Source organism: Paraburkholderia sp. CI3 (assembly GCF_050436505.1).
Classification (GTDB): domain Bacteria; phylum Pseudomonadota; class Gammaproteobacteria; order Burkholderiales; family Burkholderiaceae; genus Paraburkholderia; species Paraburkholderia tuberum.
This window is the reverse complement of record NZ_JBNDMI010000004.1, coordinates 2560102-2577584: the sequence shown is the minus strand read 5'-3', so window position 1 is coordinate 2577584 and position 17483 is coordinate 2560102. Positions and strand designations below refer to the sequence as shown.

General features: G+C 64.8%; 15 protein-coding genes. 14 read left to right on the top strand and 1 reads right to left on the bottom strand.

Annotated elements, in window-relative coordinates; genetic code table 11:
- Positions 1–86 precede the first annotated feature (86 nt).
- Positions 87–1256 carry a porin gene (locus OKW29_RS33310; RefSeq protein WP_184066933.1) on the bottom strand — a complete coding sequence of 390 codons (1170 nt, stop codon included), beginning with the start codon at positions 1254–1256 and terminating at the stop codon, positions 87–89.
- Positions 1257–1560: 304 nt separating this feature from the next.
- Here OKW29_RS33310 and coq7 point away from each other — a divergent pair, with 304 nt between their 5' ends.
- From coq7 to OKW29_RS33240, 14 genes are all read left to right on the top strand, one after another.
- Positions 1561–2199: a 2-polyprenyl-3-methyl-6-methoxy-1,4-benzoquinone monooxygenase gene (gene coq7 / locus OKW29_RS33305; protein ID WP_184066930.1), complete on the top strand. Its 639-nt coding sequence runs from the start codon at positions 1561–1563 to the stop codon at positions 2197–2199.
- 456 nt (positions 2200–2655) lie between these two features.
- Positions 2656–3084, top strand: coding sequence for a division/cell wall cluster transcriptional repressor MraZ (mraZ, locus tag OKW29_RS33300; RefSeq protein ID WP_013090620.1), 429 nt, complete (start codon positions 2656–2658; stop codon positions 3082–3084).
- 15 nt (positions 3085–3099) lie between these two features.
- Complete coding sequence (rsmH, locus tag OKW29_RS33295) at positions 3100–4053, top strand: 16S rRNA (cytosine(1402)-N(4))-methyltransferase RsmH (protein ID WP_429293987.1); 954 nt, start codon at positions 3100–3102, stop codon at positions 4051–4053.
- Positions 4050–4400, top strand: coding sequence for a cell division protein FtsL (gene ftsL, locus OKW29_RS33290; protein WP_429293986.1), 351 nt, complete (start codon positions 4050–4052; stop codon positions 4398–4400). The genes rsmH and ftsL overlap by 4 nt, the downstream gene beginning before the upstream one ends.
- Positions 4397–6262: a peptidoglycan D,D-transpeptidase FtsI family protein gene (locus tag OKW29_RS33285; protein ID WP_429293985.1), complete on the top strand. Its 1866-nt coding sequence runs from the start codon at positions 4397–4399 to the stop codon at positions 6260–6262. The genes ftsL and OKW29_RS33285 overlap by 4 nt, the downstream gene beginning before the upstream one ends.
- A complete protein-coding gene (locus tag OKW29_RS33280; RefSeq protein ID WP_429293984.1) occupies positions 6259–7821 on the top strand; it encodes a UDP-N-acetylmuramoyl-L-alanyl-D-glutamate--2,6-diaminopimelate ligase in 1563 nt (520 codons plus the stop codon). Before OKW29_RS33285 ends, OKW29_RS33280 begins: the two co-directional genes overlap by 4 nt.
- Positions 7818–9230 (top strand): UDP-N-acetylmuramoyl-tripeptide--D-alanyl-D-alanine ligase, encoded by a 1413-nt coding sequence (locus tag OKW29_RS33275; RefSeq protein WP_429293983.1) that lies wholly within the window; start codon positions 7818–7820, stop codon positions 9228–9230. Before OKW29_RS33280 ends, OKW29_RS33275 begins: the two co-directional genes overlap by 4 nt.
- Before the next feature lie 17 nt (positions 9231–9247).
- Positions 9248–10417, top strand: coding sequence for a phospho-N-acetylmuramoyl-pentapeptide-transferase (gene mraY, locus OKW29_RS33270; protein ID WP_184066915.1), 1170 nt, complete (start codon positions 9248–9250; stop codon positions 10415–10417).
- Positions 10418–10442: 25 nt separating this feature from the next.
- Positions 10443–11981, top strand: a complete 1539-nt coding sequence (gene murD / locus OKW29_RS33265) for a UDP-N-acetylmuramoyl-L-alanine--D-glutamate ligase (RefSeq protein ID WP_429293982.1) — start codon at positions 10443–10445, stop codon at positions 11979–11981.
- A complete protein-coding gene (ftsW, locus tag OKW29_RS33260) occupies positions 11978–13243 on the top strand; it encodes a putative lipid II flippase FtsW (protein ID WP_184066909.1) in 1266 nt (421 codons plus the stop codon). Before murD ends, ftsW begins: the two co-directional genes overlap by 4 nt.
- Complete coding sequence (gene murG / locus OKW29_RS33255; protein WP_184022864.1) at positions 13240–14364, top strand: undecaprenyldiphospho-muramoylpentapeptide beta-N-acetylglucosaminyltransferase; 1125 nt, start codon at positions 13240–13242, stop codon at positions 14362–14364. Before ftsW ends, murG begins: the two co-directional genes overlap by 4 nt.
- Entirely contained in the window at positions 14361–15764 is a 1404-nt protein-coding gene (murC, locus tag OKW29_RS33250; RefSeq protein WP_184066906.1) for a UDP-N-acetylmuramate--L-alanine ligase, read from the top strand. Before murG ends, murC begins: the two co-directional genes overlap by 4 nt.
- Position 15765: 1 nt before the next feature.
- Positions 15766–16707, top strand: a complete 942-nt coding sequence (locus OKW29_RS33245) for a D-alanine--D-alanine ligase (protein ID WP_090801962.1) — start codon at positions 15766–15768, stop codon at positions 16705–16707.
- Between the two features lie 23 nt (positions 16708–16730).
- Positions 16731–17483 (top strand): cell division protein FtsQ/DivIB, encoded by a 753-nt coding sequence (locus OKW29_RS33240; protein ID WP_090801961.1) that lies wholly within the window; start codon positions 16731–16733, stop codon positions 17481–17483.

The following is a 17483-nucleotide window of genomic DNA, read 5'->3' as shown; positions in this document are numbered from 1 at the left end:
GGCTTTTTGTTGCCCGTACAAAATCCGCGCATAAAAAAAGGCGCCCGAAGGCGCCTTTGAGACAAACTGCGTTTTTTTACGACTTATTAGAACTTGTGACGGATACCGATACGAGCCGTGAACTGGTTGCTGCTCGACGAACCGGTCAGGCCGTTGATGCCTGCCGTTGCTGCGACCACCTGACCCGTTGCGTTGACCGTGTCGCCCAAAGCGTGCTGGTACACGCCGACCAGGTACACGTCGGTACGCTTGGACAGGAAGTAGTCCACGCCCAGCGCGCCCTGATGGTACTGAGCACGCGAGTTGCCTTCGATCTGCTGGCCGCGCGTGTAGTCATACGCTGCGCCGACCAGCAGTGCCGGGGTCAACTGATACTTGAAGTTGATTTCGCCGTTGTTGAACGTTGCCTTCTGGCCAGTGAACGGCGACGCGAACGTCTTGCCGAGGTTAGCGAACTGGATGTTCGAATACGTCAGGCCGATGGTTGCCGCGCCGAACGTGTACGCACCGCCTGCGCCGATGACCTGGTACGTGTTAGCCGATGCGAAGCCAGCGTAGATCGGGGTCGTCACAGCTGCGCCGGCAGCCGTCGTCGTGCCGCCGTTGTTGAACAGACCGCCCGTCGCCGACGGCGTACGCGCGTTCAGGTAACCAACGCCCAATTGCAGCGGACCATTGTTATAGCCAGCACCCAACGACCAGATCTGGTTGCCGGTGAAGTTACCTGCCTGGCCGCCGAAGCTATACGTGCCGCCAAACGTCAGGCCGTTGTAGTTGGTGCTCGTGTACTTGACCGTGTTGTTGGTGCGATACGCGTTGTTGAAGTTGTCGATATCGCCCGGGTGAGCGGCGATGTAGCCGCCCCACTGATCACCCGATTCGAACGGACCCACGTAGTCGACGACGGAGTCGTACTGACGACCCAGCGTGACCGTGCCGAACTGGCTCGACAGACCGACATATGCCTGACGACCGAACATCAGGCCGCCTTGACCGAGCTTGCCGTTGGTCACGTCAAAGCCGTTTTCCAACACGAACAGGGCCTTCAGACCGCCGCCCAGATCTTCAGTGCCACGCAGGCCGAAACGCGAGCCTTGCAGGACGCCGCTGGACATGTTGTACAGATGCTTACCGCCCGAGTTGGTGTTCATGTTGATACCAACGTCAACGATGCCGTACAGGGTCACGCTGCTCTGCGCATGAGCGACGCCTGCGAATGCGCCCAGTGCTGCAAGAGCGAGAAGCGACTTTTTCATCGAATGATCTCCAAGGAATACGAATCTTTTGTACAAGGCGAAATATTTAGTTAGTGCAGAGGGCCTTGCTGTCTAACTTCGCGAGAAGTTGCCACGTAATGTAACAAAAGGCATACATGGAACAAAGAAAAAGGAGTCGCTCCGGAAGGCTGCTGTTTCGTTTACGCAACATGGTCTAGAATCGCAAATTAACCGCCCATTTCATGCGGATTGGTGGCTGTCGGGCCACGGGTTTCGCGTCGCGAAGCCTTGTCGCACGGACCTTCCGGAACGATGCGGCGGTTATCGAATCAGGGAGCGCTTTATGTTGCTGGACGAGTTGATTGGCGAGTTTGATCGGGGTTTACGCTCACTGACGGGGGTCTCGCGGATGAGCCGTCCGCTGCCGCTTCCGCAGGCTTCCGCGGCGACGGCCGAAGCTCCCGAACTCTCGCCCGCGGAGCGCGCGCATGCGGCGGGTTTGATGCGTGTGAACCACGTCGGCGAAGTGTGCGCGCAGGCGCTTTACCAGGCGCAGAAACTCGCCACCGACTCACCTTCATTGCGCGCCATGTTCGATCACGCCGCGTCGGAAGAAGAGGATCATCTGGCGTGGACCGCCAAACGCCTCCAGGCGCTCGACTCGCGTCCGAGTCTGCTCAATCCGCTGTGGTACACCGGCGCGCTCGCGATCGGTCTCGCCGCGGGGCGTCTCGGCGATCGCGTGAGTCTTGGCTTCATGGCCGAAACGGAGCGCCAGGTCGAGCAGCATCTCGACAGTCATCTCGATCAGCTCCCCGCCGCGGACCATGAATCGCGCGCGATCGTCGAGCAGATGCGCGTCGATGAAGCGCAGCACGGCAAGGCCGCGATGGACGCGGGCGGCATCGAGTTGCCGTTTCCTGCACGCGCGTTGATGCGTGCGATGTCGAAGGTGATGACGCGCACCGCCTATTACATATGAGCGTTTCACCCGCTTCGCTTCGCTAACCGGAGCACCGCACGTATCGCCTCAGCCATCGCTGAACGCATTTCCGCAAGCGAGACGGCGCCGCGCGCCCCGTTCGTCGTCGGTCCGGGCGACGCCGCCTCTTCCCTTTCAGAATCCCTTGACGATCTCTTTCAATTCGCGCCGTTTCCTCGCACTTTTCACGTATCACCTTCACAAGTTGCACTAGCCCTTTCATTTATAACGGTTTTCCGTTTTATGCTGGACGTGAAGGAGTCGCGCTAAGTCCTTGTTCTAGCAAACAAAATCCGCTCGAAAAGCGCGCCGCTCCCTTGACCCGTGTTTAGCGTTCCTCTAAAGTGGGAGACAGTGTGAGAAAGTGTATTTTTGTGTGTTCCCGACATCACTTTCGGGTAGATTTTCACGGACCGGGCGGGCGGCGCAAACAGCGCCGTAATAGGGGAGAGCGAAGTGTTCCAAGGGGCGTCGGCGCTGACGCTCGATGCGAAAGGGCGGATGTCGATTCCCTCTCGTTATCGGGATGCGCTGCAAACACAGGCAGAGGGCCGGGTGACGATCACCAAGCACCCGGACGGCTGCCTGTTGCTCTTTCCACGCCCCGAATGGGAAATCTTCCGTGACAAGGTCGACAAGCTGCCCATGAACGCCGCCTGGTGGAAACGCATTTTTCTCGGCAATGCAATGGATGTGGATATGGACGGCGCAGGCCGTGTGCTCGTGTCGCCGGAGTTGCGAGCGGCTGGCTCGCTGGAGAAAGAAGTGACCTTGCTCGGCATGGGCCGCCATTTCGAGCTGTGGGATGCACAGATCTACGCCGCGAAGGAACAGGCGGCGATCGCCGAGGGCATGCCCGACGCGTTGAAAGATTTCACGTTCTGATCGCGGCTTATTTATATGGCACCTGCGATGGGAAACGAATTGCAGCATCGCACGGTGCTGCTGAACGAAGCGGTCGATGCGCTGGTCACGCGCGCCGACGGCACGTATGTGGACGGCACGTTCGGCCGTGGCGGCCATAGCCGCCTCGTGCTGGAACGGCTCGGTGAAGCAGGGCGGCTGATCGCGTTCGATAAAGATCCGCTCGCGATCGCGACGGCGCAGAAGATCGCCGATCCGCGCTTTGCCATCGTCCACGAGAGTTTTGCTTCACTGCGCGCCGCGATGGCGGAGCGCGGGGTAGGGCGTGTGTCGGGGGTGTTGCTGGATCTGGGCGTGTCGTCGCCGCAAGTCGACGATCCGGAGCGGGGCTTCAGCTTCCGCGCCGACGGCCCGCTCGACATGCGGATGGACCCGACGCGCGGCGAGTCCGCGGCTGACTGGCTCGCGCGGGCCACGGTGCAGGAATTGACGGAGGTGATACGAGATTATGGGGAAGAACGGTTTGCTTTTCAGATTGCAAAGGCGCTTGTTGCTCGCCGGGCAGAGTCCGACCGTCTTGGGCCTCTCGTCAGCACGGGCGAGCTTGCCAAAATCGTGGCTAACGTCGTCAAAACCCGTGAGAAGGGCAAGGATCCGGCAACCCGCACCTTTCAGGCTATACGGATTCACGTCAATCAAGAGCTTGCGGAGCTGCAAGTCGTTCTAGAAGCAGCGTTGTCGTTGTTGGAGCAAGGGGGGCGGCTGGTGGTCATCAGCTTTCATTCGCTCGAGGACCGGATCGTCAAGCGATTCATGCAGGCGCACGCGAGCGCGCCGGCGGTGGACCGCCGTCTGCCGATCCGCGCGGTCGACCTGCCGAGCCCTCCGCTCAAGATCATCGGCCGCGTATTCGCGAGCGACGCTGAAGTCGCCGACAACCCGCGCGCCCGTTCTGCCGTGATGCGCGTGGCGGAGCGGATCGCGCCATGAACCGCCTCAATATTTTCCTGCTGATCATCGTGATGGGCTGTGCCTTGTCGGTCGTCAACGCGACCAATCAGCAGCGTCAGATCTTTATCCAGCTGCAGCGCGCGCAGTCGCAGGAGCGTCAGCTGCAGCAGGACTATTCGCAGCTTCAATATCAGCAGAGCGCGCTGTCCAAAACGTCGCGCATCGAGCAGCTCGCCACCGCCTCGCTGAAGATGCAATCGGTCAGCACGGGCCGCACCCAGTACCTGACGCTCGCCCCGGGTGCCGCCACGGCGATCGACGCACCCATTCCGACTTCCGCGCCGGCCTCGGCGCCGGTCGCGACCCGTCGCGGAGCCACGCGATGAAAAAATCGTCGGCCCACAAGAGCGTTGCGTTTTCGGCCAATCCGATTCTGTCGGTGCGCCTGCCGATGTGGCGCTCGAAGCTCGTCGTGTTCCTGCTGTTCATGGCGTTCGTCGCGCTCGCCGCGCGCGCATTCTGGATTCAGGGCCCGGGCAACGCGTTCTATCTGAAGCAGGGCGAGATCCGCTATCAGCGCCGCATCGACATGCCGGCCACGCGCGGCAAGATTCTCGACCGCAACGGCCTCGTGCTCGCCACGAGTCTGCCGGTGCGTGCAATCTGGGCGATTCCCGAATCGGTGCCCGACGACCTCGGCGCCGACAAGCTCGACGCGCTCGGCAAACTGCTCGGCATGACCACTAAGGAATTGCGCTCGAAGCTGTCGGAAGACAAGACCTTCGTCTACGTGAAGCGCCAGGTGCCGGTCGACGTCGCAGAAAAAGTCGCGTCGCTCGACATCCCCGGCATTTACTCGCGCGACGAGTACAAGCGCTTCTATCCGGAAGGCGAGATCACCGCTCACCTGATCGGCTTCACGAACGTCGAGGACGAGGGCCAGGAAGGCGTCGAGCTCGGCGACCAGAAGCTCCTCGCGGGCATGTCGGGCAGCCGTCGCGTGATCAAGGACCGGATGGGCCACATCATCGAGGACGTCGACGAACAGGTCGTGCCGCACAACGGCAAGGACGTCGATCTGTCGATCGACAGCAAGATCCAGTACATCGCCTATACGAACCTGAAAGCGGCCGTCGAGAAATTCAAGGCGAAGGCCGGCGCGGCGATGGTGATCGACGTGCGCACCGGCGAAGTGCTCGCGCTCGTCAATTACCCGACCTACAACCCGAACGACCGCTCGCACCTGACCGGCGACCAGCTGCGCAACCGCATCCTGACCGACACGTTCGAGCCGGGTTCGATCATGAAGCCGTTCACGGTGTCGCTCGCGCTCGATCTGCACCGGGTGACGCCGACTACACTGGTAGATACGGGCAACGGCCACTTCGTACTCGACGGCGCGCCGATTACCGACGACAGCGGCTTCGGCGTACTGACGGTCGGCGGCGTGATCCAGAAGTCGAGCAACATCGGCGCGACCAAAATCGCGATGCAGTTGCGGCCCGAAGAGATGTGGAACATGTACACCAGCATCGGTCTCGGCCAGGCACCGAAGGTCGGCTTTCCGGGCGCGGCGGCGGGCCGTCTGCGTCCGTGGAAGAGCTGGCGCCGTATCGAGCAGGCGACGATGTCGTACGGCTATGGCCTGTCGGTGTCGCTGTTCCAGCTCGGCCGCGCGTACACCGCGATCGCGCACGACGGCGAAATCATGCCGGTGACGATTTTCCACACGCCGGGCGACCCGCCGGCCACCGGTCCGCAGATCTTCTCGCCGACCACCGCGCGTGAAGTGCGCGCGATGCTCGAAACCGTGGTGTCGCCGCAAGGCACATCGCCGGATGCGGCGGTGCCCGGCTATCGCGTCGGCGGCAAGAGCGGTACCGCGTACAAGCACGGTCCGCACGGCTACGACCACTCCAAATATCGCGCCTCGTTCGTCGGCATGGCGCCGATGCCGAATCCGCGCATCGTCGTTGCGGTGTCGGTCGACGAGCCGACGGCCGGTAGCCACTTCGGCGGCCAGGTGTCGGGCCCGGTGTTTTCGGGCATCGCCGGGGATACGCTGCGCGCGCTGAACGTGCCGCCCGACATGCCCGTCAAGCAGATGGTCGTGTCCGACGATTCGGCGCCGCCCGCGCCCGGCGCGCCGGCCACGCCGCCCGTGGTGAAGAAGCTGTCGACGAGCCCCGGCGTGAAGAAGATGACCATTTCCGCCACCCCGAAAAATCATCCGGGAGTCGAGCGATGAGCGCGCTGCGCGAGCAACATCCAGCGCACCGGCAGATCGCCGACGCCCTCGCCTGGCTGCACGCGCACGTGCAGCCAGGCGCGCATCTGCACGCCGACACGCGCTCGCTCGCGGCCGGCGACGCGTTCTTCGCGTACGCGGTCGATGGCGCGGACAACCGCGCATTCATCGACGCGGCCATCAAGCGCGGTGCGGCCGCCGTGCTCGTGCAATCCGAAGGTTTCAGCGGCACGCTCGACGCGGCCGCCGCACATGCGGTGCCGGCGTTGAACGAACTCGCCGGCACGATCGCGAGCGCGTGGTATCGCGATCCGAGCGACGCGATGCTCGCGGTCGGCATCACCGGCACGAACGGCAAGACCTCGTGCAGCCAGTGGGTCGCCGCGGCGCTGTCCGCGCTCGGCACGCGCTGCGCGATCGTCGGCACGCTTGGCACCGGGCTGGTCGGCCAGCTCGTGCAAACCGGCTTCACGACGCCCGACGCGCCGCAATTGCAACGCAGCCTCGCGCAATTGCGCGACGCGGGCGCGCAGGCGGTGGCGATGGAAGTGTCGTCGCATGCGCTGCATCAGGGGCGTGTGAACGGCACCGCGTTCGACATCGCGGTGTTCACGAACCTGACACAGGACCATCTCGACTATCACGGCACGTTCGAGGCCTACGAAGCCGCCAAAGCGCGCCTGTTCGCATGGCCCGAGCTGCGCGCGGCCGTGATCAATCGCGACGATGCCGCCGGCCGGCGTTTGCTCGCGAGCACGCGTAGTCACGCGCGCACAATCGCCTATGGCATCGATGCCGCGCAAGGGAACGCTCACGCCAAAGACACAACGCAAGCCGACGCGTGGCTCGTCGCATCGAACGTGCGCGCCACCGCGACCGGCACTGAGTTCCATCTGAATACGTCGGACTGGGGCAATGCCGAAGTCGAAGTGCAAACGCTCGGCCTCTTCAACGTCAGCAATGTGCTCGCGGTGCTCGGCGTGCTGCTCGCCGCCGACGTGCCGTTCGACGCGGCGCTCGCCGAACTCGCGAAGCTCGAACCGGTGAACGGCCGCATGCAGCGTCTGGGCGGCCGTCTGCAGAACGACGAGCCGCTCGTCGTGATCGACTACGCGCACACACCCGATGCGCTCGAAAAGACGCTCGAAGCACTGCGGCCGATCGCGACCGCGCGCGGCGGCGAACTCGTCTGCATGTTCGGCTGCGGCGGCGACCGCGATGCGACCAAGCGTCCGCTGATGGGCGCGATCGCCGAGCGGCTGGCGGACAACGTCGTCGTGACGAGCGACAACCCGCGCAGCGAAGATCCGCTCGCGATCATCGAGCAAATTGCCGCGGGCATGCAGGAAGCGTCGAAGGCGCGCCGCATCGAGGACCGCGCGAGCGCGATCCTGCAGGCGATCCGCGGCGCCGCGCGCGAAGACGTGATCGTGCTGGCCGGCAAGGGGCACGAAGCCACACAGGAAATCATGGGCAAGAAACGCGCTTTCTCCGATCAGGACCACGCCCGCCTCGCGCTCGCCGCGCGCGCCACACAAACACGCGGAGGTGGCGAATGAACATGTTCTCACTACGTGCAGCCGCTGCGCAGATCCCCGGCGCGAGCGTCACCGGCGACGACAGCGTGCGCTTCGAGCGCGTGTCGACCGACAGCCGCAGCGCTGGCCCCGGCGATCTGTTCATCGCGATCAAGGGCGACCGTTTCGACGCGCACGACTTCCTGCCGCAAGTGGCCGAGCGCAACGTCGCGGCGGTGCTCGTCGCGCGCACGCCGGATAGCTGGAGCGTGCCCGCGATCCGCGTCGCCGATACGCGCGAAGCGCTCGGCGCGCTCGCGCGCGGCTGGCGTCGTCAGTTCGACCTGCCGCTCGTCGCGGTCACGGGCAGCAACGGCAAGACCACGGTCAAGGAAATGATCGCCTCGATCTTCGCGGCCGCGGTCGGCGCGGATGCGCGTCTCGCGACCGCGGGCAATTTCAACAACGACATCGGCCTGCCGCTCACGCTTTTCCGTCTGCATGCCGCGCATCGGCTCGCGGTGGTCGAGCTCGGCATGAACCATCCGGGCGAAACTGAACAGCTCGCGAAGCTTGCCGAGCCGACGGTTGCCGTCGTCAACAACGCGCAGCGCGAGCACCAGGAATTCATGGCGAGCGTCGAGGCGGTCGCGCTCGAACACGCGAGCGTGATTCACGCGCTGTCGCCGGAAGGCACGGCGGTATTCCCCGCCGACGACGCATACGCGAGCATCTGGCGCGTCGCCGCGACCGGCAGTCGCATCATCGATTTCGCGTTGAACAGCGCGGAGCGCACGACCGAAGCCGCGGTGAAGGGCAGGTTCGACGGCAAGCGTCTGTCTATCGACACGCCGCAAGGCCATCTCGACGTCACGCTGCAGGTGCTCGGCAATCACAACGCACACAACGCGCTCGCGGCGACCTCGGCGGCGTTGGCAGCGGGCGTGTCGCTCGACGCGATCCAGCGCGGCCTCGAATCGTTCGGCGCGGTGAAGGGCCGTCTGCAGGTCAAGCAGGCCGTGCTCGGCACGCTCGCGGGCGCAACCGTGATCGACGACACCTACAACGCGAATCCCGATTCGATGCGCGCCGCGATCGACGTGCTCGCGTCACGTGAATCGCCGCGTGTGCTCGTGATGGGCGACATGGGCGAAGTCGGCGACAACGGCCCGGCGTTTCACCGCGAAATCGGCGCGTATGCGAAAGAGCGCGGTATCGACGCGCTGTATGCGATGGGCGACGCCTCGCGCGACGCCTGCACCGCATACGGCGCGGGTGCGCACCACGTCGCCGATGTCGGCGCACTGGTCGCGCAACTGCAGCAGGCCGGCTTCGGCGCTGCCGCAACGCTTCTCGTGAAAGGCTCGCGCTTCATGCAGATGGAGCGCGTGGTGGACGCCGTTACGAGTCCACAACCCAACGCCGCGGGCACGACGCCCGCTGCACATTGAAATAGAAGGATCCAGGCATGCTACTGGCGCTGGCGCAATGGCTGCAGAATGACGCAAGCTTCTTGCGCGTGTTCAGTTATCTGACGTTTCGCGCGGTGATGGCGACCATCACCGCGTTGTTGATCGGGCTCGTCTGCGGCCCGGCGGTCATTCGCAAGCTGACCGCGATGAAGGTCGGCCAGGCCGTTCGCAAGGACGGCCCCCAAACTCACCTCGTCAAATCGGGCACGCCGACGATGGGCGGCGTGCTGATCCTGCTCGGCATCGCCGTGGCCACGCTGCTGTGGGCCGATCTGACCAACCGCTTCATCTGGATCGTGATGCTCGTCACGTTCGGCTTCGGCGTGATCGGCTGGGTCGACGATTACCGCAAGGTCGTCTACAAGGACCCGCGCGGCATGTCGTCGCGCGAGAAGTATTTCTGGCAATCGGTGATCGGCCTGTTCGCGGCGGTTTATCTCGCGTTCAGCGTGTCCGAGGCGAGCAACGTGCGCGTGTTCGACCTGTTCATGGCGTGGGTGCGCAGCGGCCTGTCGATGGGCTTGCCCGCGCGCGCCGACCTGCTGCTGCCGTTCTTCAAGTCGATGACCTATCCGCTCGGCGTGTGGGGCTTCATCGTGCTCACGTATCTGGTGATCGTCGGCGCGAGCAACGCGGTGAATCTGACCGACGGCCTCGACGGCCTCGTGATCATGCCGGTCGTGCTGGTCGGCGCGTCGCTCGGTGTGTTCGCGTACGTGATGGGCAGCTCGGTCTACTCGAAATACCTGCTGTTCCCGCACATCCCCGGCGCGGGCGAATTGCTGATCTTCTGTTCGGCGATGGGCGGCGCGGGTCTTGCGTTTTTGTGGTTCAACACGCACCCGGCGCAGATGTTCATGGGCGACGTCGGCGCGCTCGCGCTCGGCGGTGCGCTCGGCACGGTCGCGGTGATCGTGCGTCAGGAAATCGTGCTGTTCATCATGGGCGGCATTTTCGTCGCGGAAACGCTGTCGGTGATGCTGCAGGTCACGTGGTTCAAATACACGAAGCGCCGTTACGGCGAAGGGCGGCGGTTCTTCAAGATGGCACCGCTGCATCACCATTTCGAATTGTCGGGCTGGAAGGAAACGCAGGTGGTCGTGCGTTTCTGGATCATCACGTTGATGTTGTGCCTGTTCGGTTTGTCCACGCTCAAATTGCGTTAAGCAGCAGTATTTAAGGAAGCAGGCGATGTTCGGCGAGAAGTTTCGGGATCGGCAAAAGCCGATGGTGCTCGTGCTGGGACTGGGTGAATCCGGTCTCGCGATGGCGCGCTGGTGCGCCAGGCACGGCTGTCGGCTGCGCGTGGCCGATACGCGCGAAGTGCCGCCGAATCTGTCCGCGCTCGAAGCGCATGGCGTCGATGCCGATTTCGTCGGCGGTCCGTTTTCGCCGGTGCTGCTCGAAGGCGTCGAGCTGGTCGCGATCAGCCCGGGACTGTCGCCGCTGGCCGCCGATCTGCTGCCGCTGATCACGGCGGCGCGCGAGCAGGGCATCCCGGTGTGGGGCGAACTCGAACTGTTCTCGCAGGCGCTGCGCACGCTCGGCGAGTCCGGCTACGCGCCGAAGGTGATCGCGATCACCGGCACGAACGGCAAGACCACGACGACGAGTCTCGCCGGCCTGCTGTGCGAACGCGCGGGCAAGAAGGTCGCGGTGGCGGGCAACATCAGCCCGTCGCTGCTCGACAAGCTCTCCGAAGCGATCGACCAGACCGCGCTGCCCGACGTGTGGGTGCTCGAACTGTCGAGCTTCCAGCTGGAGACCTCGCATACGTTTACGCCGGACGCGGCCGCCGTGCTCAACATCACGCAGGATCATCTGGACTGGCACGGCGGACTCGATGCGTACGCAGCCGCGAAGGGCCGCATCTTCGGTACACGGACGGTGCGAGTGCTGAACCGCGACGACGCACGCGTAATCGCGCTCGCGCCTGCCAGCGGCGACGCGGAGGTCGTCACGTTCGGCGTGACCGAGCCGAAGAACGACGGTGACTTTGGCCTCCTGCGCGACAACGACATGGTGTGGCTCGTCGAAGCGCAAGATCGCGACGCGAGCGACGAGTCCCCCAAGGGGACTTCCTTCGGGGCGCCGACGCCGAAGCGCCGTCGCAAGAACGAAGCAGCCGCAACGCCCGACATCGCGTTGAAGCGTCTGATGCCCGCCGACGCACTGCGCATCCGTGGCCTGCACAACGCCGCCAACGCGTTGGCCGCGTACGCGCTCGCACGCGCGATCGGCCTGCCCGGCGCGCCGCTTTTGCACGGCCTGCGCGAATATCGCGGCGAGCCGCATCGCGTGGAACTGATCGCGTCGATCGACGGCATCGACTATGTGGACGACAGCAAGGGCACCAACGTCGGCGCGACGGTCGCCGCGCTCGACGGTCTCGCGCAGCGCGTCGTGCTGATCGCCGGCGGCGACGGCAAGGGACAGGAGTTCGAGCCGCTCGCCGCACCGGTGATGCGTTGGTGCCGCGCGGTGATGCTGATCGGCCGCGACGCGCCGCAGATTCGTGCGGCGCTCGAACATTGCGGCGTCGCGATGACCGATCACGCGACGCTCGAAGACGCGACGCGCGCGGCCACCGCGCTCGCGCAGCCCGGCGACGCGGTGCTGCTGTCGCCCGCGTGCGCGAGCTTCGACATGTTCAAGGGTTACGCACACCGCGCGGCGGTATTCCGCAGCACGGTCGAAGATATCGCGGCCGAACGGGGGACGATGATATGAGCTGGTCGGAACGTTTCGGCTCGCGCGAACCCTCCGGCGGCAACGGCGCCGCGGCGCGCACGTCCACCCGCACGGGCGGCAGCGGTCTCGCGAGCGCGGTCAACGGCGTGCGGCCGCTGCGCTCGCGCATGCTCGACTACGACCACTCGCTGCTGTGGGTCGTCGTCGCGCTGCTCGGGCTCGGCGTCGTGATGGTGTACTCGGCGTCGATCGCGATGCCCGATTCGCCGAAGTACGCGTCGTATCGCGATTGGGCGTTCCTCGTGCGCCAGATCATCTTCGTGCTGATGGGCGCGGCGGTCGGCGTCGCGTCGTTCCGCATTCCGATTTCGACGTGGGACAAGTACGCACCGAAGCTCTTCCTGATCTCGCTCGTCGCGCTCGTGATCGTGCTGATCCCGCACGTCGGCAAGGGCGTGAACGGCGCGCGCCGCTGGATTCCGCTCGGCATCACGAACATGCAGCCGTCGGAAATCATGAAGCTCGCGGTGACGATCTACGCGGCGAACTACACGGTGCGCAAGCAGGAATACATGCACAGCTTCGCCAAGGGCTTTCTGCCGATGGCCGTCGCGGTCGGTCTCGTCGGCATGCTGCTGCTGCTCGAGCCGGACATGGGCGCGTTCATGGTGATCGCGGCGATCGCGATGGGCGTGCTGTTCCTCGGCGGTGTGAACGGCAAGCTGTTTGGCGGCCTCGTCGCAACCGCGGTGGGCACGTTCACATTGCTGGTGTGGGCGTCGCCGTGGCGTCGTGAGCGGATCTTCGCCTACCTCGATCCGTGGGACGATCGCTACGCGCAGGGCAAGGCGTATCAGCTGACGCACTCGCTGATCGCGTTCGGGCGCGGCGAGTGGTTCGGCGTCGGTCTCGGCGGCAGCGTCGAGAAGCTCAACTATCTGCCGGAAGCGCATACCGACTTCATTCTCGCGGTGATCGGCGAGGAGCTGGGTTTCGTCGGCGTGCTCGTCGTGATCCTGATGTTCTACTGGATCGTGCGCCGCTCGTTCGAGATCGGCCGCCAGGCGCTCGCGCTCGATCGCACGTTCGCGGGTCTGGTCGCGAAGGGCGTCGGCATATGGTTCGGCGCGCAGACCTTCATCAACATGGGCGTGAACCTCGGCCTACTGCCGACCAAGGGCCTGACGTTGCCGCTCGTCAGTTACGGCGGCTCGGGCATTTTGTTGAACTGCGTGGCGATCGCGGTGCTGATGCGGGTCGACTATGAGAACCGGGTGTTGATGCGCGGGGGCAAGGTATGACGGCTCTGCCACAACGCACGCTGATGGTGATGGCCGGCGGCACGGGGGGACATGTGTTCCCGGGGCTCGCGGTCGCCCATCTGATGCAGGCGTGGGGCTGGAAAGTCGTGTGGCTCGGCAACCCCGCGGGCATGGAAGCGACGCTGGTACCGAAGCACGGCATTCCAATGGAGTACCTGCGCTTCGGCGGCGTGCGCGGCAAGGGCCTGAAGACCAAGCTGATGCTGCCGGTGAATCTGCTGCGCGCGTGCACGCAGAGTTTGAGCGTGCTGCGTCGCGTGAAGCCCGACGTCGTGCTCGGCATGGGCGGCTACATCACGTTCCCGGCCGGTCTGATGACCGCGCTGAGCGGCCGGCCGCTCGTGCTGCACGAACAGAATTCGATCGCGGGTCTCGCGAACAAGGTGCTCGCGAAGCTCGCGAAGCGCGTGCTGGTCGCATTTCCGAATGCGCTGCCGCACAGCGAATGGACCGGTAATCCGATTCGCGAGGAACTTGCGCGGGCGAATCCACCCAAAGCACGCTACGCGCAGCGTAATGGTCCGCTGAACATGCTCGTCGTGGGCGGCAGTCTCGGCGCCGCGGCGTTGAACGAAGTCGTGCCGCGCGCGCTCGCGCTGCTTGGCTCCAACGAGAGACCGCGCATCGTGCATCAGGCGGGCGCGAAGCATATCGACGCTCTGCGCGAGAACTACGCGGCGGCTGGTTTGCAGGCTGGTGCGGATGTCTCGCTCGTGCCGTTCATCGACGACATGACGAGCGCTTACGAAGCAGCCGATCTGGTGATCTGCCGCTCGGGCGCGATGACCGTGTCGGAGATCTCGGCGGTCGGCGTCGCGGCGCTGTTCGTGCCGTTCCCGTACGCGGTCGACGATCACCAGACCACTAATGCAGCGTTCCTCGCCGACAACGGCGCGGCGCTGGTCGTGCAACAACGCGATCTGTCGGCGGAAAAGCTCGCCGACTGGTTGCGCAGCCAGACGCGGGAAAGTCTCGCGGAAATGGCGGAGCGTTCGCGCTCGCTCGCGAAACCGGATGCCACCGAACAGGTCGCGCAGATCTGCGCGACGGTGGCGGCTGCGGGTTCGATGGCGGGCGTGAGCCCAGAAGGAAAGCAATGAAACACATCGTCAAACACATTCATTTCGTCGGCATCGGCGGCGTTGGCATGAGCGGCATCGCCGAAGTGCTCGTCAATCTCGGCTATCAGGTGAGCGGCTCGGACCTGTCGGGCAACGCGGTCACGGAGCGCCTCGCCGGGCTCGGCGCGCGCATTTCGATCGGGCACGCGGCGGAGAACATCGAAGGCGCGAACGCGGTGGTGGTGTCGACCGCGGTGCGCAGCGACAACCCGGAAGTGCTGGCCGCGCGTCATCGCCGCATTCCGATCGTGCCGCGCGCGGTGATGCTCGCGGAGTTGATGCGTCTGAAGCAGGGCATCGCGATTGCCGGCACGCACGGCAAGACCACGACCACGTCGCTGGTCGCGAGCGTGCTCGCCGCGGGCGGGCTCGATCCGACCTTCGTGATCGGCGGCCGGCTGATCAGCGCGGGCGCGAATGCGCGCCTCGGCACCGGCGACTTCATCGTCGCCGAGGCGGACGAATCGGACGCGTCGTTCCTGAACCTGTTCCCGGTGATCGAGGTCATCACGAACATCGACGCCGATCATATGGACACCTATGGTCACGACTTCGCGCGTCTGAAGCAGGCCTTCATCGAATTCACGCACCGTTTGCCGTTCTACGGCATCGCGGTGCTGTGCGTCGACGATCCGAACGTGAAGGAGATCCTGCCGTTCGTGTCGAAGCCGATCATCCGCTACGGTTTCGCGGCCGATGCGCAGGTGCGCGCGGTCAACGTCGAAGCTCGCGAAGGCCGCATGCATTTCACCGTGATGCGCGAAGACGCGGCGCCGCTCGACGTCACGTTGAACCTGCCGGGCGAGCACAACGTGCAGAACGCGTTGGCCGCAATTGCAATTGCGACTGAACTTGAAGTGAAAGATGCCGATATCCAGCGAGCGCTCGCGGATTTCAACGGCGTCGGCCGACGCTTCCAACGCTATGGCGAAGTGCCGGTTCTCAGCGACGGCCAGGCCGCGGGCTCCTACACGCTGGTGGACGACTACGGTCACCACCCGGTCGAAATGGCCGCCACGTTGGCGGCGGCGCGCGGCGCATTTCCGGGCCGGCGTCTGGTGCTGGCGTTCCAGCCGCACCGCTTCACGCGCACGCGTGATTGCTTCGAGGATTTCGTGAAAGTGCTGTCGACCGTCGACGCGCTCGTGCTGACCGAAGTCTATGCGGCCGGCGAAGCGCCGATCGTCGCCGCCGACGGCCGCGCATTGGCGCGCGCGCTGCGCGTCGCGGGCAAGGTCGAGCCGGTGTTTGTCGATACGGTGGATGAAGTGCCGGACGCGCTGTCCACGGTGGTGCGCGACGGCGACGTGGTGATTACGATGGGCGCGGGTTCGATCGGCGGTGTGCCGGTTCGACTCGCTCAGGAACAGAAGGTGTGAGATGAGCAGTATCGACCCTAAACAATTCGGCAAGGTGGCAGTGCTGCTCGGCGGTAATTCCGCCGAGCGCGAGGTGTCGCTCAATTCCGGGCGCCTGGTGTTGCAAGGCCTGCGTGACGCGGGCGTCGACGCGCATCCGTTCGATCCGGCCGAGCGTCCGCTGTCCGCGTTGAAGGATGAAGGCTTCGTGCGCGCGTTCAACGCGCTGCATGGCGGCTACGGCGAGAACGGCCAGATCCAGGGCGCGCTGGATTTCTATGGCATCCGTTACACCGGTAGCGGCGTGCTCGGCTCGGCGCTCGGTCTCGACAAGTTCCGCACCAAGCTCGTGTGGCAGCAGCTCGGCATTCCGACTCCGCCGTTCGAAGCGGTGCTGCGCGGTGACGACTACGAAGCGCGCGCCAAGGAGATCGTCGCGAAGCTCGGTCTGCCGCTGTTCGTGAAGCCGGCGAGCGAAGGTTCGAGTGTCGCCGTGATCAAGGTGAAGAGCGCGGACGCGCTGCCGGCCGCGTTGATCGAAGCCGTGAAGCACGACCGTATCGTCGTGGTCGAGAAGAGCATCGAAGGCGGCGGCGAGTACACCGCGTGCATCGCCGGCAATCTGGACCTGCCGGTGATCCGCATCGTGCCGGCCGGCGAGTTCTACGACTACCACGCGAAGTACGTCGCCAACGACACGCAGTATCTGATTCCGTGCGGTCTCGGCGCCGAAGAGGAAGCGCGCCTGAAGGTGCTCGCGCGCCGCGCGTTCGATGTGCTCGGCTGCACCGACTGGGGCCGCGCGGACTTCATGCTGGACGGCGAAGGCAAGCCGTACTTCCTCGAAGTGAACACGGCGCCCGGTATGACCGATCACTCGCTGCCGCCGAAAGCGGCGCGCGCGGTCGGCATCAGCTATCAGGAACTGGTGGTCGGCGTGTTGGCGCTGACGCTGCAGGATTAACCAAGGCAACCGCAAGCGACACCATGTGGAACAACGTTCGCCAGCTCAATCTCGCCACCAACGCGTTGCACGCGTTGCTGGTGCTCGTGCTGCTGGCGGCGGGCGGTTACTGGCTGATCCAGCGCCCGAATTTCGCGCTGCGCGAGATCCAGATCGACGGCGATACCGAGCACATCAATTCGCCGACGGTACGCGCCGGCGTGGTGGGGCGACTGAAGGGCAACTACTTCACGGTCGATCTCGACGCCGCACGGCAGGCGTTCGAGCAGATGCCGTGGGTGCGTCACGCGAGCGTACGGCGCGTATGGCCGAATGCACTGGCTGTCACGCTCGAGGAGTACAAGCCGCTTGGGACGTGGGGCAGCGATCAGCTGGTGAGCGTCGACGGCGAGCTGTTCACCGCGAACCAGGGCGAGCTCGACGGAGACCTGCCGGCGTTCGACGGCCCGGACGGTACGGCGAAGGAAGTCGTCGCGCGTTATCACGACTTCCAGAAGTGGTTCGCGGCGATCCACGAGACGCCCGAGGAAGTGACGCTGTCGCCGCGCTACGCGTGGACGGTGAAGCTGTCGAACGGCACGCAGGTGGAGTTGGGCCGCGAACGCAATCAGGACACGCTGGCCGATCGCAGCAAGCGCCTGACCGCGGCATGGAGCGCGGTGACGCAACGTTGGGGAAAGGATATCGAGAATGCGGACTTGCGCTATCCGAACGGTTTCGCGATTCGTGCCACTGGCATGCGCTTCATCAGCGAACCCGACAAGGGCAAGAAGTAA